Origin of the sequence: Bacillus alkalisoli (genome assembly GCF_002797415.1) — a bacterium.
GTDB classification, from domain to species: domain Bacteria; phylum Bacillota; class Bacilli; order Bacillales; family Bacillaceae_I; genus Bacillus_CD; species Bacillus_CD alkalisoli.
Genome location: NZ_KZ454944.1, coordinates 2,306,539 through 2,326,059, shown reverse-complemented (window position 1 = coordinate 2,326,059; position 19,521 = coordinate 2,306,539). Strand labels below are relative to the sequence as shown.

Genomic DNA, 19,521 nt, shown 5'->3' with positions numbered 1-19,521 from the left:
ACAAACAGAGACTATTAAACTTATACTTTCTTTACAAATAAGAAATTAGAGAAGAAAATATCAATTTCTTCTCTTCTTTATTTGACCACTATGATAAAATATATCATTAGAATACAATTTTTATTTTAGGTATAGGGAGGACATTTTAAATGACAGGATTTCATGTAGCTGTTGTAGGTGCAACTGGTGCAGTTGGACAACAAATGCTTCAAACATTAGAACAAAGGAATTTTCCTATAAATAAATTAACACTATTATCTTCTGCTCGTTCAGCAGGTACAAAAATATCTTTTAAAGGTGAAGAGTTTGTTGTGCAAGAAGCTCAACCCTCAAGTTTTGAAGGAGTAGATATTGCTCTGTTCAGTGCTGGTGGATCTGTTTCTGAACTTTTGGCACCTGAAGCAGTAAAACGTGGTGCAATCGTTGTGGACAACACTAGTGCATTCCGAATGGACCCAAATGTTCCGCTTGTTGTTCCTGAAGTAAACGAAAACGATATTTTAGAACATAATGGAATCATTGCAAACCCAAACTGCTCTACTATTCAAATGGTTGTAGCATTAGAACCTATTAGAGAAAAGTACGGATTATCCAAAATTATTGTTTCTACTTATCAAGCAGTTTCTGGTGCAGGAGCAGCTGCAATAGATGAATTGCATAATCAAACCCAAGCTATTTTGGCTGGGGAAGAATTCACACCAGAAATTTTACCAGTAAAAGGTGATAAAAAGCATTATCAAATAGCTTTTAATGCTATTCCACAAATTGATAAATTTACAGAGAATGGTTTCACATATGAAGAAATGAAAATGATCAATGAAACGAAAAAAATAATGCATATGCCATCGTTACATGTTGCTGCTACTTGTGTACGCTTACCAGTTGTAACAGGACATTCTGAGAGCGTATATATTGAAGTAGAAAGAGAAGACGTAACAGTTAAGGAAATTCAGCAGTTATTAGCAGCTGCTCCTGGAGTTGTTTTACAAGATAATTTAGATGAGCAATTATATCCTATGCCCGCGGATTGTGTTGGAAAGAATGATGTGTTTGTAGGAAGAATCCGACAAGACATCGATAATAAGAAAGGATTTCATTTATGGATTGTTTCAGACAACTTATTAAAAGGTGCTGCTTGGAATTCTGTACAAATTGCGGAAAGTTTAATGAAATTAGAGGTTGTAAAATAATTTTGTTAATTAGCTGAATCATGAATACAACATATTAAAAGGCAACAAGAAACCAATTATGATTCAAAAATGAGGTGCCATACCATGAAAATTGTTGTGCAAAAGTTCGGAGGTACTTCCGTTAGAGATAGCGAGTCACGAGAACATGCATTAAGGCATATAAACAAAGCTGTAAAAAACGGATATAAAGTAGTCGTTGTCGTTTCTGCGATAGGCAGAAAAGGTGAGCCATATGCAACAGATTCGTTAATTAGCTTAATTGAACCAGCTAAATCTGTAACAAAGCGTGAAGTAGATATGCTAATGTCGTGTGGAGAAATAATCTCTTCGGTTGTCTTTAGTAACATGCTAAATAGCAACGGATTACACGCTTCTGCGTTGAATGGAGCTCAAGCAGGTTTTAAAACAAATAATGACCATACAAATGCCAAAATATTAGAAATGAAATGTGATCGATTATTAGAAGAACTAGAATCACACGACGTTGTAGTTGTAGCTGGATTCCAAGGAGTTTCTAAAACTGGAGATATAACTACGATAGGTAGAGGTGGAAGTGATACTTCTGCAGCTGCAATTGGAGCAGCATTAAGAGCAGAATGGATTGAGATTTTTACTGATGTGGATGGTGTAATGACAGCTGACCCAAGAATCGTTAAAGATGCGAAGTCACTGTCAGTAGTCACCTATAATGAGATTTGCAACATGGCTTACCAAGGAGCAAAAGTTATCCACCCTAGAGCTGTTGAAATAGCAATGAATGCAGGCATACCACTAAAGGTAAGGTCAACGTACAGTGATTCACCTGGGACACTTGTTACAAGTTTAGATAAAATGAATCGAAAAGTGGATGTAAAAGAAAGATTAATAACTGGAATCGCACATGTGTCAAACGTGACACAAATTAGAGTGTTTGCAAAAGAAGGGCAATATAACTTACAAACAGAAGTATTTAGAGCAATGGCGAATGAACAAATTAGCGTGGACTTTTTCAATATTTCACCTACTAGCGTTGTATATACGGTTGCAAATGATATGACGGAGAAAGCGATTTCCGTTTTAGAAAACCTTGGATATTCACCAAAAGTGACTCGCCACTGTGCGAAGGTTGCTACAGTAGGTGCGGGGATGACTGGTGTCCCTGGAGTTACTTCAAAAATTGTTACTGCATTATCAGAACTTGGTATTCAGATCTTACAATCTGCGGATAGCCATACTACGATCTGGGTACTAGTGAAAGAGGAAGATTTGAATAACGCTGTAAATGCACTGCATCAGGCTTTTAATCTAGGCAGTGATCATTCTACTAATTCCAATAAACCAATGCACGAAGGAGAGGTACCAAGCAAATGATTAACTTCGGAAAAGTAGCAACGGCGATGGTAACGCCGTTCGATAATAAAGGCAACATAGATTTTGAAAAAACAACACAACTAATTAATTATTTAATTGAAAATGGAACGGATTCGTTAGTTATTGCTGGTACAACAGGAGAATCACCAACACTAACAAAAGAAGAAAAGCTGGCACTATTTCGTCATGCTGTAGAAGTAGTTGGTGGTAGAGTGCCTGTAGTTGCAGGTACAGGAAGTAATAATACAAAAGAGTCTATCGCTCTTACGAAACAAGCAGAAGCTGCCGGTGTAGACGCGGTAATGCTTGTTACGCCTTATTACAATAAACCTTCACAAGAAGGTTTATTTCAGCACTTTAAAGCTATAGCAGAGGAAACGAAGCTACCAGTTATGCTGTATACAGTCCCTGGAAGAGCTGTAGTGAATATGACTGCCGAAACAGTGGTGCGTTTGTCTCATATTGAAAACATCGTCGCAGTTAAAGAAGCAAGCGGAAACTTAGATCAAATGACAGAAATAATCGCTAATACTAACGATGACTTTGCTTTATATAGTGGAGATGATGGCTTAACGATACCTGTGTTGGCAATTGGAGGTAATGGTATTGTTTCTGTTGCATCACATGTTGTAGGAAATGAAATGCAAGAGATGATACATGCTTTTGAAAACAGTGAGCTTCAAAAAGCAGCAAAGCTACATCAAAAGCTTTTACCATTAATGAATGGACTATTTAGCGCTCCAAGTCCAACACCTGTTAAAACGGCACTACAGATAAAAGGAATGGACGTTGGCGGTGTAAGACTACCACTTGTACCATTAACAGAATCAGAAAGAAACTTCGTAGCATCGTTATTAAAATAGTTATGTTAAAGCTTAGTGTTAATAATTAAATACTAATACCTGTTGATTTCCGTGAAAGGCTGAGACTCCTGCGGGATAAGCGGGGAACGGGAGACCCCACAGCCGCTAGACCTAGACCCGCCCGCGGAAAGCGAAGCCTTGCACGGAAATCAACAGCAAACTTTAACACAACCATTAAATTAAAATATTGTTTAAAGGTGTTGTACATTCGTACAACACCTTTCTTCATACATAATCTTAATAAGTTTTAATAGGTTAATTTTCTGTTTAACATTAAATTTCTTGTATTCCAATTCTTGCATAAGATATAATATGAACAAGTGACTGGAGCGGATTAATAAAAAAATATTTAACTTCTATTAATATGGTTATCGGTGTTTCTTTCACTACGGTAATTTATTTGTGTTGGGATTTTTTGTAGATTCAGGAGGAAATGAATATGATGATGAGTACACAAGAGAAAATAAAAGTTTTTTCCCTAGGCGGAGTTGGCGAAGTAGGGAAAAATATGTATGTACTAGAAGTAGGAGACAACATATATGTTGTAGACTCAGGAGTAATGATTCCAGAAGATAGTATGTTAGGTATTGATATGGTTATTCCTGATATATCTTATTTAGAAGACCATAAAGAAAAAGTGAAGGCAATCTTCTTAACACATGGTCACGAGGACCATATTGGTGGGTTAGGATATGTTTTAAGAAAAATACAAGCACCGGTTTATGGGACGAAATTAACAATAGCCCTTGCTAAAGAAGTTGTAAAACAGAGTGGTACAAGCTTAGGTAGCATTAAATTTATGGAAGTAAATCAAGATAGCCACTTATCTTTCAAAAATATAGAAGTTTCATTTTTTAGAACGAATCATAGTATCCCAGATTCAGTGGGAATATGTTTCCATACTAGTCAAGGCGCAATTGTACATACTGGTGATTTTAAATTTGATCAATCACAAGTTAGACACGCATCTGATTTAGGTACTATTGCAAACATCGGAAATAAGGGAGTTCTATGTTTATTATGCGATAGCACGAATGCAGAAAAGCCAGGGAATAATATTTCTGAATCAATTGTGAAACAAGAGATAGCGGATGTATTATATAATACAAAATCTCGCGTATTTGTAGCTTGCTTAGCAACAAATATTCAACGTATTCAACAAGTCGTTGAATCTACTGTACTAACAAATCGCAAGTTAGTTATTTTAAATCATCCTTCAAGCAAAATGTTAGACATCGCTATTGACTTAGGTTATTTAGATATTCCAGAAGAGGTAATAGTACCAATTCAACAAATTAATAAAATGAATGACGATGAAATTGTTGTTTTAACAGTTGGAACACATACTCAAATGTTAATGTCGTTACAAAAGATGGCAAGAGGCACACATAAATATGTTGAAATTAAAGAAAATGATACAGTAATGCTTGCGGCTTCTCCAATTCCTGGTACGGAACTGACAGTATCTAAAGTGGTAGATCAACTAGGGCGTGTTGGTGCAACAATTATTGGTAAGCATAAAAAAATACACGTATCTGGACATGCATACCAAGAAGAATTAAAATTAATGCTAAATTTAATAAAGCCAAAGTACCTTTTACCTATTCAAGGTGAATTTAAAATGCAAATCGCCCTATCAAAGCTTGCCGAAACTACTGGCATACAGGATGATGACATCTTCCTTGTTGATAAAGGTGATGTAATTGAATTTTCTAATGGTTTGGCTAAGTTTGGACCGAAAATTTATGCAGGAAATGTTTTAATTGATGGTCTTGGTGTTGGCGATGTAGGAAACATTGTGTTAAGAGATAGAAGATTATTATCTCAAGACGGCATCTTAATCGTTGTTGTGACAATTAGCAAAGCTCAAAAAGCAATCGTCGCAGGACCGGAAATTATTTCAAGAGGCTTTGTTTATGTAAGAGAATCGGAACAATTAATCGAAAAAGCGAATGAAATTGTTACAGATATAGTAGGAAAAAGTGTAACAGAAAAAGTAATTGAATGGTCTTCAATGAAATTAAGTATTAGAGAATCATTAAACCAGTACTTTTACGAAAAAACAAAACGCCGTCCGATGATTTTACCTATCATCATGGAAGTCTAATATGTTAAGAGGTTATCTTAAAGACATTAGTATTTAAGATAACCTCTTTTTTCTATTTTCTTAAGTTGAATTAATCTCATATTAGTCATACATGATGAAACTTACTCAGTTATAGAATGATTTTATTTAAGTGGTGGATAATAAAAAGAGCATGTAAAAGTAAAAGGCGAAAGGGGTTCATATAATTATGAGTAACGAACATACATACTCTTCCAATCAACCACAAGCAGAACCAAATAAACAAGACGCAGGTAAAGACTCAATTGTAAATAAAATTCAACAACTTGGACAAACAAATGTTGCATCATTACCTCAAGACTCAAAAATACACTGTTTAACGATTGTAGGCCAAATCGAAGGACATGTTCAATTACCTCCACAAAATAAAACAACAAAATATGAACATGTCATTCCACAAATTGTTGCGATTGAACAAAACCCTAAAATTGAAGGGCTTCTTGTTATTTTAAATACTGTGGGAGGAGATGTAGAGGCTGGATTAGCAATATCTGAGATGTTAGCGTCCTTATCAAAACCTACCGTTTCATTAGTATTAGGTGGGGGTCACTCCATCGGCGTCCCGATAGCGGTTTCTTGCGATTATTCCATTATTGCTGAATCAGCAACCATGACCATACACCCTGTTAGATTAACAGGACTTGTAATTGGCGTACCTCAAACATTTGAATATTTAGATAAAATGCAAGAAAGGGTAATAAATTTCGTCACGAAAAACTCTAATATAACAGAAGAAAAATTTAAAGAACTAATGTTATCAAAAGGAAACTTAACTCGCGATATAGGTACGAATGTAGTCGGAGCTGATGCAGTAGAATATGGATTAATTGATCATGTTGGTGGAGTGGGAGACGCTATTAGGAAATTAAATGAGATGATAGACGAAAGACAAGTACAAGAGGAGCAGATGATACAATGATACTTTATACAACAATGCCTCAAGAAATTGTTTTTCCAACAGATGAATCAGCGTTCGGTAAGCATATGGTAATTGACTATAATGGATGTTCGATGCTTGTTCAACAATCAGAAAGAAACAGTTATCAAATAGTTAGAAATATGAGTACAAATCCTTATCACTATTTACAAGAAGAATACTCTCCTGGACAAACGATTAACTATCAGGAATAGATAGGAAGAATAATTATAGTGTACCTTATCTCCATAAGTTAACATGTGCTATAATGAATAAAAGTAATACATGGGTGACCGCATGAGTCACCCTTCTTTATTCCTTAATAGGAGAGGTAAGTATTGCAAATTTCATGTTAGTTTAGGTGAGGAATATGTCAAAAAGAAAAAGAAGACAAAAGAAAAACCAAAGTGAATGGAAACGAACCGTTTCGTTTGAAGTAATCGGTTTATTAATATTAGCGTTCTCGATTATTGCAATTGCAAAACTTGGGATGGTTGGGAATACAATTGTACTCTTTTTCCGTTTTTTTAGTGGCGAATGGTACATGCTTTTATTACTTGGGATGGTCATTTTATCAGGATATATCATTTGGAAGAGGGACCTACCTCCTTTTTTTACTCGTCAATTAGTTGGTACATATATTATTGTGTTATCTATATTACTATTAACACACGTTTCCTTATTTAATTTACTTTCTAGAGGGGATGACTTTGTTAATCCTTCCGTTATTATTAATACTTGGGAATTATTTTGGTTCGATGTAAGAGGTGAAACAAGTACATCAGATTTAGGCGGGGGAATGATAGGCGCTATTCTATTTTCTATTTTCCACTTATTATTTGATGCAAAAGGAACTCGTTGGATTGCAACTATCTTTATTGTTATTGGTGTTATTTTAGTTACTGGTAGATCGTTGAATGATACAGTAATTAAAGTATTAAGTGCTCTGTTTAGCTTTGTCAAAGTTCAATGGATTGCTTTTATGGAAGATATGAAAACGTGGAAAGATGAAAGTAAAAAGAAAAAGAAACAAAAAGATTCCGAAACAAGAAAAGAAAAAGAGAAACAAAAAGAGAAAGAAAAAAATCAATCAGAAGTGATAGAGAATCCGGTTCAAATTGTTGAATTGGATGAGACACCACCACCTATTATTTCTTCTTTTACAGATAGAGCAGAAAGTAAGGAACAAACGGAAGTGAATGTGGTTGCAGCTGAAGAAAAAATCAATGCACCACAAGAAGATATTATTCAGACTCCTATGGCTTTTACAGAAGTTGAAAATAAAGACTATGCACTTCCATCTTTTGATTTATTAAATGATCCAAAACCGAATACGCAATCAACAGAGCATGAAAACATTTACGAAAATGCTCGTAAGTTAGAAAAAACATTTGCAAGTTTTGGAGTGAAAGCAAAAGTAACAAAGGTTCATCTAGGGCCGGCAGTTACAAAATATGAAGTGTATCCAGACGTTGGTGTAAAGGTTAGTAAAATAGTGAATTTAAGTGATGACTTAGCTTTAGCTTTAGCTGCCAAAGATATACGTATAGAAGCACCTATACCAGGAAAATCTGCAATCGGAATTGAAGTTCCAAATAATGAAGTTGCCATGGTTTCGTTAAGAGAAGTATTGGATACAAAAATTGCAGACAAGCCAGAGGCAAAATTACTTATTGGATTGGGACGAGATATTTCAGGAGAAGCAGTTTTAGCTGAGTTAAATAAAATGCCTCATTTACTTGTTGCTGGTGCGACAGGAAGTGGAAAAAGTGTTTGTATTAACGGTATTATTACGAGTATTTTAATGCGAGCGAAACCTCATGAAGTTAAAATGATGATGATTGACCCTAAAATGGTAGAGTTAAATGTTTATAATGGTGTTCCACATTTGCTTGCACCAGTAGTTACAAACCCTAAAAAAGCTGCTCAGGCTCTTAAGAAAGTGGTAAGTGAAATGGAAAGAAGGTATGAGTTGTTTTCTCATACTGGGACTAGAAATATTGAGGGGTACAATGATTATATAAAACGACATAATACAGATGCGGATTCTATTCAACCTTCTTTACCATATATTGTCGTAATCGTAGATGAGCTTGCAGACCTTATGATGGTTGCATCAAGCGAAGTAGAGGATTGTATCACTAGACTTGCGCAAATGGCACGTGCAGCAGGTATTCACTTAATTATTGCAACACAAAGACCATCTGTTGATGTTATTACCGGTGTCATTAAAGCTAATATTCCTTCACGTATTGCTTTTAGTGTTTCTTCCCAAACAGATTCACGAACTATTTTAGATATGGGTGGAGCAGAAAAGTTACTTGGACGTGGAGATATGTTGTTTTTACCAGTAGGAGCTTCAAAGCCAGTTCGAGTGCAAGGTGCATTTTTATCGGATGAAGAAGTCGAACGAATCGTCGAATTTGTTATTGATCAACAAAAAGCACAATACCAAGAGGAAATGATTCCACAAGATGTATCAGAAGAAATGGAAGAAGTGGAAGATGATCTTTACGATGAAGCAGTACAATTAATTATGGAAATGCAAACAGCATCTGTTTCAATGTTGCAACGTAGATTCAGAATTGGCTATACAAGGGCTGCTCGATTAATTGATGCGATGGAAGCTCGCGGTGTTGTAGGTCCATATGAAGGAAGTAAACCAAGAGCGGTATTAATAAATATGAAAAATGAAGATGTTGGTTCTTGATTGATGGAAAAAGACGTGTTTTCACGTCTTTTTTTGTTAATTCCGAATATTTAGTTATTAAAATTAGCTAAATATTCTTGTTTCGGTTTAAATATAAAGATTTTCTATTCCTTTTCAACTGGAAAAGTGTTATATTATTTTCAACATATAGGAAAACTACATAGTTTTGTAAACGTTTTATGGGGGAAAAGGGATGACTATTAGAGCAGATAGTAGACATTTGTATTTGTTAGTGGTAGATAGATTAAAAAAAGACATTGAAAACGAAGTATTTAAAGAGAAAGAAAAATTGCCTTCAGAATTTGAATTATCACGTCAGCTCGGTGTAAGTAGAGCGACGTTACGAGAAGCACTCAGAGTGTTAGAGGAAGATGGAATTGTTGTACGTAGGCATGGTGTGGGAACGTTTGTTAATCCTAAACCAGTCTTTTCTTCTGGTATAGAACAATTAAATAGTGTGACGGAAATGATTAATCAAGCTGGAATGATTCCTGGAACCGTTCATTTAACTTCTTCCGTTAAAAGTGCTACCGAAGAAGATCAACGGAAGTTCCATGGTTTATCATTTGATGAAGTTCATCAATTTGAACGTGTTCGAACAGCAAACGGTCAACCAGTAGTGTTCTGTATTGACAAAATTCCGACGACAATCGTAAAAGAATATCAATTGAATAAAAATGAGTCCTTACTAAATTTATTAGAAAATGAAGCTGGTAGATATGTATCATATGCTGTAACTCATATTGAACCAATAGGTTATCACGAGAAAATTTCTCCTATTTTAGAGTGTGAGCCAGAATCAGCTTTACTTGTTTTGAAACAAATGCATTATGACCAATTTGATGAACCAATTTTATATTCAATTAATTACTTCAGAGCTGATAAATTTAGCTTTCATGTATTAAGAAAACGATTATAATTGCGTCACTTTACTAATAATATAAGTAACAATAGGGTAACAGTCATTGTTACCCTATTTTATTTACCATAATCATGTTATGTAAACCAAATCGTCAAACTTGAAAAACTTTCATCTTTTTCGTTATATTGGTAATAAGACTAAAGTCAACTACTCTTTGAAATAATAAGCATAGTAACACATAAAAGGAGGAAACGGTCTTTGAAACTAATCACAGAACAAATACATTCGCTTTCTGGATTAAAGTTACATATTGTACAGACAAATAAGTTTAAAACAAACACGATAGTTCTAAAGTTGAAAGCACCTTTAGACGAAGATGATGTAACACTAAGGTCTCTTTTAGCACACGTACTTCAGAACGGCACAGAGAGCTATCCAACATCAACAAAACTACGTTCTCATCTAGATAATCTTTACGGGGCAACTTTAAATGTTGATTTAAGCAAAAAAGGGGAAGACCATATTATTACATTCCGAATGGATGTTGCTAATGAAAAGTATTTAAGTGATAGCACACCATTGTTAAGAGATGCAATTGGATTGTTAGGCGAAATGTTATTAAAACCAGCTTTAGAAGGTAATGCTTTTCAAAAGAATACAGTAGAAAAAGAAAAACGAGCTTTAAAACAAAGAATTCAATCTGTTTTTGACGATAAAATGCGCTATTCAAGTCATAGATTAATTGAAGAAATGTGTAAAGAGGAGCCTTACAGACTCCCTGCTAATGGAATGAAGGAAAAAGTAGATGAGATTACTGCCGAAGCTTTATATAAATTTTATAAAGAAAGCCTCCCTGCCAATAAAATACACTTATACATTGTTGGAGATATAAAAGAAGATGAAGTAGTAGACGCGGTTTCTTCCGTTTTTACGATGGAAAAAAGCGATGCTTCTATGCGAAATGCAAACAAAACCAATAAAGAACTAAAAGAAGAAAATGAAGTTATTGAAAAGCAAGATGTTAAACAAGGAAAGTTAAATATAGGTTTTCGTACGAATATTACATTCAATGACCCTTTGTATTACGCACTGCAAGTAGGTAACGGTATTTTTGGTGGCTTTTCACATTCCAAATTATTTATTAATGTCAGGGAAAAGGAAAGCTTAGCATATTACGCTGCTTCGAGAGTTGAAAGTCATAAAGGATTGTTGCTCGTCATGTCTGGAGTAGATTCGAGTAACTATGAAAAAGCTGTCACTATTATTAAAGAGCAAATGAGTGCTATGCAAAATGGTGTTTTTACAGAGGAGGAAATATCCCAAACAAAAGCTGTAATTAAAAACCAGTTACTTGAAACAATTGATACACCTAGAGGGCTTGTTGAAGTCTTATTTAATAATGATAGCAAAACAGAACATAAAGAATTAGAAGAAGTAATACATGGTATTGAAAAAGTAACTAAAGAAGAAATAGTGGAAGCGTGTAAAAAGTTTCAATTAGATACCATCTACTTCTTAACTGGGAAGGAGGCGTAAAAATGGAAAAACTTCAGTTTAGCCAACTAGCAGAGTCGCTATATTTCGAGAAATTAGATAATGGCCTTCACGTCTACTTATTACCAAAAGAGGGATTCCATAAGACGTATGCAACATTTACAACGAAGTACGGCTCCATTGATAATAAATTTGTACCACTCGGTAAAGATGAGTTTTTGACTGTACCTGATGGGATTGCACACTTTTTAGAACATAAGTTATTTGAAAAAGAACACGGTGATGTATTCCAAGACTTTAGTAAACAAGGTGCATCCGCAAATGCTTTTACTTCGTTTACTAGAACTGCTTATTTGTTTTCTAGTACTTCTAATGTGGATGGAAATTTAGAAACATTATTAAACTTTGTTCAAGAGCCATATTTCACAGAAAAAACGGTAGAAAAAGAAAAAGGAATTATTGGCCAAGAAATTACGATGTATGATGATAATCCTGATTGGAGAGCATATTTTGGTCTAATTGAAAATATGTTCCACGAACACCCAGTGAAAATTGATATTGCAGGTACGAAAGAATCTATAGCAAAAGTAACAGCTGAACTACTTTACACTTGTTATGAAACGTTCTATCATCCAAGTAATATGTTATTGTTTATCGTTGGTCCAATGGATCCAGAAAAAATGATGAAGTTTGTGAAAGGTAATCAAGCGAAGAAAACGTTCAAAACTCCTCAAGAAATAAAGAGAGAATACGGTGATGAGCCAAAGTCTGTTGCCGAAAAGAAAAGAGTGCTTAAAATGAATGTTCATACTTCTAAATGTTTAGTAGGTGTAAAAGAAACGAATGTCGATAAACAAGGCGTTGAGTTATTAAAACACGAACTAACGATTAATGTCATCCTAGACTTTTTGTTCGGAAAAAGCTCCATTCATCATGAGGAATTATATGATGAAGGTTTAATTGATGAAACGTTCTCTTATGATTATACAGGTGAGAATGGTTTTGGGTTTGCAATGCTTGGTGGAGATACATCAAACCCTGATCGGCTACAAGAAAAGCTGGAAAACATTTTACTGAATTTTGATTCTAAAACTTTGACAGAAGAAGACCTTGAAAGAACGAAAAAGAAAAAGATTGGTTCATTTTTAAGGGCATTAAATTCTCCAGAGTTTATTGCAAATCAATTCACTCGCTACGCATTTAATGAAATGGAACTATTTGAAGTAATTCCGCAATTAGAACAAATTTCTTTAAGTGATATTGAGGTAGCTGCGAGCGAGTTCTTTAAAGAAGAAGCTTTAACGGTTTGTCAAGTTGTGCCAAAATAACAGATGGAAAGCACTCGTATTCTTTCGAGTGCTTCTTTTAGGTAAAGGGAAGTGGAAAAAAGTGAAAAATAGAGCGTTAATAATAGGTGCTAGTGGTGGGATTGGAAAAGCAATTTCCGAACAACTCATCCATGATGGATATTTCACCTACTTGCATTACAACAATGACGAAAAAACAGTTAATCAAATGGTAAACCAATATGGACAAGAAAAAGTGCGTCCAGTACAAGCTGACCTCTCATCCTATGACGGTGTCGAAAAGTTAAAAGCACAGATTAACACACCTATTGATACGATTGTTTACAACGCAGGAACAACTTTTTATGGACTCATTACTGATATTAGTAAGGCCGATAGGGACAAAATGATTCAGCTTAACATAACATCATTATACGAAACCATACAAACGTTACTACCCTCTATGATACAAAAAAAATCAGGGAATATAGTTGTAGTCTCTTCTGTATGGGGGCAAGTTGGTGCTTCATGTGAAGTGCTATATTCTATGACAAAAGGTGGACAAATTGCATTTGTTAAAGCATTAGCAAAAGAAGTGGCATTAAGTGGTATACGTGTTAATGCCGTTGCTCCTGGAGCAGTTCATACAAAAATGGTTGAACATTTTACCCAAGAAGAACTATTACAGTTAGCTGAAGACATTCCGTTAGGAAGATTAGCCCAATCGAAGGAAATTGCTGATGCTGTGAGCTTCTTATTGTCAGATAGAGCTAGTTACATTACTGGAGAAATAATGAATGTAAATGGCGGATGGTTTTAATGCATAAATCCTTCCATGTGAATACATACTATTCTTGAAGTTATTTTGGAAGGAGGAACAAAGATGTCTGTATTAGAAAACTGGGAACAGTGGAAAAACTTTTTAGGTGATCGCCTTGATCATGCTCAACATGAAGGTGTGGACCAAAATACAATTAGTCAACTTGCTTACGAAATCGGTGACTACTTAGCAAAAGAAGTAGAAGCAAAAAATGAGCAAGAAAAAGTATTAGCGGATCTTTGGAAAGTAGCTTCTCCAGAAGAACAACATGCGATTGCAAATATGATGGTAAAATTAGTTAGGAACGACGGTACGTACTAAGAGAGGATAATAACCTCTCTTTTTTTTGTTCTTTATGTTTAATTTTTTTAATTAATTTATAATATCACTTTCTTATTCCTATCAATTTAGCTATTATAAAATTAAAGATGTCGGAAAATATAGATTGGAGAGGAAGTATGGAGAAAAAAGAATGGTACTTAGAATATGAAATCCATATAAACAGACCTGGACTACTTGGTGATATAGCTTCTCTACTCGGTATGTTATCTATCAACATTGTAACTATAAATGGTGTTGATGACATGAGACGTGGAATGTTACTATTAAGCGAAACAAATGAGCAGATAGCAAGGCTTGAATCTATTTTAAATACAATGGATAATATAACAGTAAAGAAATTAAGGGAACCGAAGTTAAGAGATCGTTTAGCGGTTCGGCACGGGCGTTATATTCAAAGAGATGCTGACGATAAAAAAACATTCCGATTTGTAAGAGATGAATTAGGTTTACTAGTTGACTTTTTGGCAGAATTATTTAAACAAGATGGTCATAAATTAATTGGAGTCAGAGGCATGCCACGAGTAGGGAAGACGGAATCCATTGTCGCTTCTAGTGTTTGCGCAAATAAACGCTGGTTATTTGTCTCGAGTACATTATTAAAGCAAACCATTAGAAGTCAACTCATTCAAGATGAATATGATGTAAATAATCTATTTATTATTGATGGAATTGTTTCCACAAAACGAGCGAACGAAAAACATTGGCAGTTAGTGAGAGAAATTATGAGACTACCTGCTGTGAAAGTAGTGGAACACCCAGATATTTTTGTTCAAAACACAGAATACAACTTAGAAGACTTCGACTACATAATAGAAATCAGAAACAATCCGGACGAAGAAATTACATTTGAACCTCCACAAGAAAACAAAATGTTTGATGAGAACCCATTCGGGGGATTTGACTTTTAACTGAGTCCGTTTTACTAAACGAACTTAAATTTAAAATATGATAGAGAGCCTAATTAAATGGAAGGTGTTTTATTTTGACTGAATTAGGAAATAAACTGAAAGTGGCTAGAGAAGCGAAAAGCTTGTCTTTAGAAGATTTACAAAGTATTACTAAAATACAAAAGCGATATTTAATCGGGATTGAAGAAGGCGATTATTCCAAAATGCCTGGTGCTTTTTACGCACGTGCTTTTATAAAACAATATGCAGAAGCAGTTGGACTAGATCCAGACATTTTATTTGAAGAACACAAATCAGATATTCCAACAAACTCAAAAAGTGAATTACCTGATCAACTATCTAGAGTAAAAACTAGAAGGCAAGTCCCGAGCGAAGATTCTAAAATTATTCAGCTACTTCCGAAAGTTTTAGGTGTGCTTGTCATCATTGCACTTTTTGTACTAATTTGGCTACTATTTTTGAGTAAAACAGGGGAAAACCCGAATACTCAACAAAATAATAATGAAGCGCCTTTAGATTATGAGGCACCAGCAATCGTAGATGAAGAAACAAATGAACCAGAAGAGCCGGTGGAAGAAGAACCGATAGAGGAAGAGCCAGAGCCTTCTACAGGGACGTTACAACTAATAAGTCAATCAGGTACTAATGCAACGTTTGAACTTACTGGAACGGATGTATTTACGGTAGAAATGTCTTCTACTGGTGGACCTTGGATTGGAGTAGAGAACAATGCCGGTCAGAAGTTTTTCTTCGATACGCTACCGAATGGTGAAACCGAAACCTTTGATTTCTCCAACGAAAGAGAAGTGATCTTTAACATCGGTAATACAATTGATACTATCCTAGTGATTAACGGTGAAACGTTTGAATACCCACTTGATCCGCAAGCTTCTGTTAGACAAGGTATCACGATTATATTCACTCCAGCTTCTGAAGAATAAAGTCATCAAAAGTATTTTGATGGCTTTTTCTCTTATTAATTTAAGGTTGAATTAACTTCATAATTACGGTCGTTTCATTAAAAAAAGATTATTTTATTATGTGAGTGAGTTTCATAATGTACAATTACTAAACGAAAAATTAATATTAAACCTATTCTTTCATATAATTAACGTTTTATATCGAAAGTTATTTAATTATAATAAACTTAACATTCGTTTTTCACTAAACGAACAGTAATTTTGAAATTGATTCATGTAATTGACTCGGCTGAAAATGGACAAAGTTAGTTAAATTTTGTATAGTTTAATGGCGCAACCAGTTATAGGAGGAAAAAAAGTGAATTTACCTAATAAAATTACCGTATCAAGAATATTGTTAATCCCACTGTTCTTATTTTTAATGCTTACAGACTTAAATTGGGGTTCGCTTATTATTAATGACCTTTCTTTACCGTACGCACATCTTATTGGAGCATTAGTATTTATTATTGCTTCCGTAACAGATTGGGTGGATGGCTATTATGCTAGGAAATTAAACCTAGTAACTAATTTAGGGAAATTTTTAGACCCACTTGCTGATAAGTTATTAGTTTCAGCTGCTTTAATTGCTCTTGTTGAGCTTGGTTTGGCACCTGCATGGATTGTAATCATTATTATTAGCCGTGAGTTTGCGGTTACAGGGCTTCGCCTAGTATTAGCTGGTGAAGGGGAAGTAGTGGCAGCAAACATGTTAGGGAAAATTAAAACATGGGCTCAAATTATTGCTGTTTCTGCACTACTATTACATAATGTTCCTTTTGGTTTAATCGGAATACCATTTGATATAATTGCGTTATGGGTAGCAATGATATTTACTGTAATTTCCGGCTGGGATTACTTTTACAAAAACCGTCAAGCTTTTATAAATTCTAAGTAAGCTTTTTACGAATTTACTAGAAATGAAATGCAATGTAAAAGGAGCTTTTTTACATGAAATTGAAGGCAGAAATAATTGCTGTTGGTTCAGAACTTTTGTTAGGGCAAATATGTAATACGAATGCACAGTTTCTGTCTGAACAGCTTGCAGAACTTGGTGTAGATGTTTATTTCCATACAGTAGTGGGAGATAACTCGGAAAGATTGACGAAAGCAATCGACCATGCCAAAACCCGCTCTAATTTTATTATTTTTTCAGGTGGACTTGGCCCTACAAAGGATGACTTAACTAAAGAAACAATTGCAAATTCTTTCAATAAAAAATTGGTGATGGATGAAGAAGCACTTCTTTCAATTGAAGATTATTTTGTTAAAACAAATCGATTAATGACGGAGAACAACAAGAAACAAGCCCTTGTATTAGAAGGTTGTACGGTCTTGAAAAATGATACAGGAATGGCACCTGGAATGGCTCTTTCGGAAAATGGTTATACGTATATGTTATTACCTGGTCCTCCAAAAGAATTAATTCCTATGTTTCTTAACTATGGTCGTGAATATATTACATCTGTACAAGGAGTAAAGGAGCGAATTTTTTCTAGAGTACTTCGCTTCTTTGGTATCGGGGAATCGCAACTAGAAACAGAGATAGAAGAGATTATTGATTCTCAAACAAACCCAACGATAGCTCCGCTTGCTGGTGATCACGAAGTAACTCTTCGCCTTACAGCAAAACACCATTCGGAAACAGAAGCTTCAAAACTATTGGATGATACAGAAAAGAAAATCCAATCAATTGTAGGAGATTTTTTCTACGGTTATGATGAAGATACAATTTTTTCTGTGTTATTTAACAGAATTGAAAAATCACAATACACAATCAGCAGTGCGGAAAGCTTAACAGGAGGGTTATTTAGCGAAAAAATGACTAGTTTTACTGGAGCATCTTCTGTACTCGAAGGTTGTATCGTTAGTTACACAAATGAAGTGAAACAAAATGTTTTACATGTTTCTTCGGAAACATTACAAAATTGTGGTGCTGTAAGTGAAGAGTGTGCAAAAGAGATGGCAGAAGGTGTGAAAGAGCTGTTAAACACTAGTATTGGTATTAGCTTTACAGGTGTTGCTGGACCTGGTACGATGGACGGAAAACCTATCGGTACAGTTTACATCGGTATTGCATTGCCGAGTGGCAAAACGGTTGTACATCACGTGAAACTAGCAGGTACTAGAGATACTATTAGACAAAGAACTGTAAAGTATGGATGTTATTATCTATTAAAAGAACTTAATATGTAGACAAAAACAAACTTGGAGTATATTAATGCTGCAAGTTTGTTTTTTTGAAAATTATTATTTTACGTTGATTTTTTGCAGGAAATTACTAATTTCACTAAGAGAATTATGAATTTACCAGTAGCATTTTAAAAAATAAACCGAATAGATGTTCGTTTTTTAGTTGCTAAATGACAAGAAAAATTGTATAGTAATAGTAGTTGTTAGATTGATAGATATTTAAGGGGGAACACTGATGAGCGATCGTAAGGCTGCATTAGATATGGCATTAAAACAAATAGAAAAGCAATTTGGTAAAGGCTCCATTATGAAACTAGGAGAACAAACGGACCGTAGAGTTTCAACGATACCAAGTGGTTCATTAGCATTAGACGTTGCGTTAGGAGCCGGAGGTTATCCACGCGGAAGGGTGGTAGAAATTTATGGACCGGAATCTTCTGGTAAAACAACAGTTGCTTTACATGCAATTGCAGAAGTGCAAAATCAAGGTGGACAAGCTGCATTTATCGATGCTGAGCATGCATTAGATCCAGTATATGCTCAAAGATTAGGTGTAAACATTGATGAACTATTACTTTCTCAACCAGATACTGGAGAGCAAGCATTAGAAATCGCAGAAGCACTAGTAAGAAGTGGTGCAGTAGACATTATCGTTGTAGACTCAGTAGCTGCACTTGTTCCAAAAGCAGAGATTGAAGGTGAGATGGGAGACTCTCACGTAGGTCTTCAAGCGAGATTAATGTCGCAAGCGATGCGTAAATTATCTGGAGCATTAAGTAAATCTAAAACAATCGCTCTATTCATTAACCAAATTCGTGAAAAAGTTGGAGTAATGTTTGGTAACCCTGAAACTACTCCTGGTGGACGTGCATTAAAGTTTTATAGCTCTGTCCGTCTAGAAGTTCGTCGTGCAGAACAATTAAAGCAAGGCAACGACGTGGTGGGTAACAAGACAAAAATTAAAGTAGTAAAAAATAAAATTGCCCCACCATTTAAAACGGCAGAAGTAGATATAATGTACGGACTAGGAATTTCTAGAGAAGGCGAAATAATTGATATGGGCTCTGATCTAGATATCGTTCAAAAGAGTGGTTCATGGTACTCATACAATGAAGAACGCCTTGGTCAAGGTCGTGAAAATGCGAAACAATTCTTAAAAGAAAACCCTGCACTTTTACAAGAAATCTATGTGAAAATCAGAAATCATTATGGATTAGATGAAGAAGTAGTTGCACCACCAGAATCCGATCAAGATGACTCTAATTTACTATAAATAAAAGCTATTAAAGCTGAGAATAAGGATGCAATTATCTTAAGCATCCTTTTTTCAGTTTTTTATTTAAGCTATTTACGAAAAAAAATTCCTATATAAAACATAAGTAAAAGAGGAAAATTGATGTGATTTTACTGTTTTATAAAAATTAGTAAAAAATATTTTGTAAATTTCGTCATTTTCTAGCTCATATTGACAAAAAACAAGAAATCTACGTACTGACTAGCTTG

17 protein-coding genes are annotated in these 19,521 nt (G+C 34.8%); all 17 read left to right on the top strand.

Features of this window, described 5'->3' with window-relative positions:
- Positions 1–149 precede the first annotated feature (149 nt).
- The 17 genes from asd to recA all read left to right on the top strand — a co-directional run bounded on the left by asd (position 150) and on the right by recA (position 19,291).
- Complete coding sequence (asd, locus tag CDZ89_RS11525; RefSeq protein ID WP_096154587.1) at positions 150–1,190, top strand: aspartate-semialdehyde dehydrogenase; 1,041 nt, start codon at positions 150–152, stop codon at positions 1,188–1,190.
- An 84-nt stretch (positions 1,191–1,274) separates the two neighbouring features.
- Positions 1,275–2,540 (top strand): aspartate kinase, encoded by a 1,266-nt coding sequence (gene dapG, locus CDZ89_RS11520; RefSeq protein WP_096154586.1) that lies wholly within the window; start codon positions 1,275–1,277, stop codon positions 2,538–2,540.
- A complete protein-coding gene (dapA, locus tag CDZ89_RS11515; RefSeq protein ID WP_096154585.1) occupies positions 2,537–3,403 on the top strand; it encodes a 4-hydroxy-tetrahydrodipicolinate synthase in 867 nt (288 codons plus the stop codon). The genes dapG and dapA overlap by 4 nt, the downstream gene beginning before the upstream one ends.
- Before the next feature lie 433 nt (positions 3,404–3,836).
- Positions 3,837–5,510 carry a ribonuclease J gene (locus CDZ89_RS11510; protein WP_406564891.1) on the top strand — a complete coding sequence of 558 codons (1,674 nt, stop codon included), beginning with the start codon at positions 3,837–3,839 and terminating at the stop codon, positions 5,508–5,510.
- Positions 5,511–5,697: 187 nt separating this feature from the next.
- Positions 5,698–6,447 (top strand): ClpP family protease, encoded by a 750-nt coding sequence (locus CDZ89_RS11505; protein WP_096154584.1) that lies wholly within the window; start codon positions 5,698–5,700, stop codon positions 6,445–6,447.
- On the top strand, positions 6,444–6,659 hold the full coding sequence (locus CDZ89_RS11500) for a YlzJ-like family protein (protein ID WP_096154583.1): 216 nt from the start codon (positions 6,444–6,446) through the stop codon (positions 6,657–6,659). The genes CDZ89_RS11505 and CDZ89_RS11500 overlap by 4 nt, the downstream gene beginning before the upstream one ends.
- Positions 6,660–6,814: 155 nt before the next feature.
- The gene (locus tag CDZ89_RS11495; protein ID WP_096154582.1) at positions 6,815–9,154 is read left to right on the top strand and encodes a DNA translocase FtsK; all 2,340 of its coding nucleotides are present in this window, start codon (positions 6,815–6,817) and stop codon (positions 9,152–9,154) included.
- A gap of 193 nt (positions 9,155–9,347) precedes the next feature.
- Positions 9,348–10,073, top strand: coding sequence for a GntR family transcriptional regulator (locus tag CDZ89_RS11490; RefSeq protein ID WP_096154581.1), 726 nt, complete (start codon positions 9,348–9,350; stop codon positions 10,071–10,073).
- 201 nt (positions 10,074–10,274) lie between these two features.
- Complete coding sequence (yfmF, locus tag CDZ89_RS11485) at positions 10,275–11,552, top strand: EF-P 5-aminopentanol modification-associated protein YfmF (RefSeq protein WP_096154580.1); 1,278 nt, start codon at positions 10,275–10,277, stop codon at positions 11,550–11,552.
- Positions 11,553–11,554: 2 nt separating this feature from the next.
- Entirely contained in the window at positions 11,555–12,838 is a 1,284-nt protein-coding gene (gene yfmH / locus CDZ89_RS11480) for an EF-P 5-aminopentanol modification-associated protein YfmH (protein ID WP_100333724.1), read from the top strand.
- Positions 12,839–12,899: 61 nt separating this feature from the next.
- Positions 12,900–13,616, top strand: a complete 717-nt coding sequence (gene ymfI, locus CDZ89_RS11475; protein ID WP_096154578.1) for an elongation factor P 5-aminopentanone reductase — start codon at positions 12,900–12,902, stop codon at positions 13,614–13,616.
- 63 nt (positions 13,617–13,679) lie between these two features.
- On the top strand, positions 13,680–13,937 hold the full coding sequence (locus CDZ89_RS11470) for a DUF3243 domain-containing protein (RefSeq protein WP_096154577.1): 258 nt from the start codon (positions 13,680–13,682) through the stop codon (positions 13,935–13,937).
- Positions 13,938–14,074: 137 nt separating this feature from the next.
- A complete protein-coding gene (locus CDZ89_RS11465; RefSeq protein ID WP_096154576.1) occupies positions 14,075–14,866 on the top strand; it encodes a DUF3388 domain-containing protein in 792 nt (263 codons plus the stop codon).
- A gap of 74 nt (positions 14,867–14,940) precedes the next feature.
- On the top strand, positions 14,941–15,807 hold the full coding sequence (locus CDZ89_RS11460; RefSeq protein WP_157842728.1) for a helix-turn-helix domain-containing protein: 867 nt from the start codon (positions 14,941–14,943) through the stop codon (positions 15,805–15,807).
- Between the two features lie 337 nt (positions 15,808–16,144).
- Entirely contained in the window at positions 16,145–16,723 is a 579-nt protein-coding gene (gene pgsA, locus CDZ89_RS11455; RefSeq protein WP_096154574.1) for a CDP-diacylglycerol--glycerol-3-phosphate 3-phosphatidyltransferase, read from the top strand.
- Between the two features lie 59 nt (positions 16,724–16,782).
- Complete coding sequence (locus tag CDZ89_RS11450; RefSeq protein WP_096156947.1) at positions 16,783–18,021, top strand: competence/damage-inducible protein A; 1,239 nt, start codon at positions 16,783–16,785, stop codon at positions 18,019–18,021.
- A gap of 232 nt (positions 18,022–18,253) precedes the next feature.
- The gene (gene recA / locus CDZ89_RS11445; protein ID WP_096154573.1) at positions 18,254–19,291 is read left to right on the top strand and encodes a recombinase RecA; all 1,038 of its coding nucleotides are present in this window, start codon (positions 18,254–18,256) and stop codon (positions 19,289–19,291) included.
- Positions 19,292–19,521 lie beyond the last annotated feature (230 nt).

Excerpts from the sequence above, each read along its gene's own strand:
- asd (WP_096154587.1), top strand. The coding sequence starts at position 150 with ATGACAGGATTTCATGTAGCTGTTGTAGGTGCAACTGGTGCAGTTGGA.
- dapG (WP_096154586.1), top strand. The coding sequence starts at position 1,275 with ATGAAAATTGTTGTGCAAAAGTTCGGAGGTACTTCCGTTAGAGATAGC.
- dapA (WP_096154585.1), top strand. The coding sequence starts at position 2,537 with ATGATTAACTTCGGAAAAGTAGCAACGGCGATGGTAACGCCGTTCGAT.
- CDZ89_RS11510 (WP_406564891.1), top strand. The coding sequence starts at position 3,837 with ATGAATATGATGATGAGTACACAAGAGAAAATAAAAGTTTTTTCCCTA.
- CDZ89_RS11505 (WP_096154584.1), top strand. The coding sequence starts at position 5,698 with ATGAGTAACGAACATACATACTCTTCCAATCAACCACAAGCAGAACCA.
- CDZ89_RS11500 (WP_096154583.1), top strand. The coding sequence starts at position 6,444 with ATGATACTTTATACAACAATGCCTCAAGAAATTGTTTTTCCAACAGAT.
- CDZ89_RS11495 (WP_096154582.1), top strand. The coding sequence starts at position 6,815 with ATGTCAAAAAGAAAAAGAAGACAAAAGAAAAACCAAAGTGAATGGAAA.
- CDZ89_RS11490 (WP_096154581.1), top strand. The coding sequence starts at position 9,348 with ATGACTATTAGAGCAGATAGTAGACATTTGTATTTGTTAGTGGTAGAT.
- yfmH (WP_100333724.1), top strand. The coding sequence starts at position 11,555 with ATGGAAAAACTTCAGTTTAGCCAACTAGCAGAGTCGCTATATTTCGAG.
- CDZ89_RS11470 (WP_096154577.1), top strand. The coding sequence starts at position 13,680 with ATGTCTGTATTAGAAAACTGGGAACAGTGGAAAAACTTTTTAGGTGAT.
- CDZ89_RS11465 (WP_096154576.1), top strand. The coding sequence starts at position 14,075 with ATGGAGAAAAAAGAATGGTACTTAGAATATGAAATCCATATAAACAGA.
- recA (WP_096154573.1), top strand. The coding sequence starts at position 18,254 with ATGAGCGATCGTAAGGCTGCATTAGATATGGCATTAAAACAAATAGAA.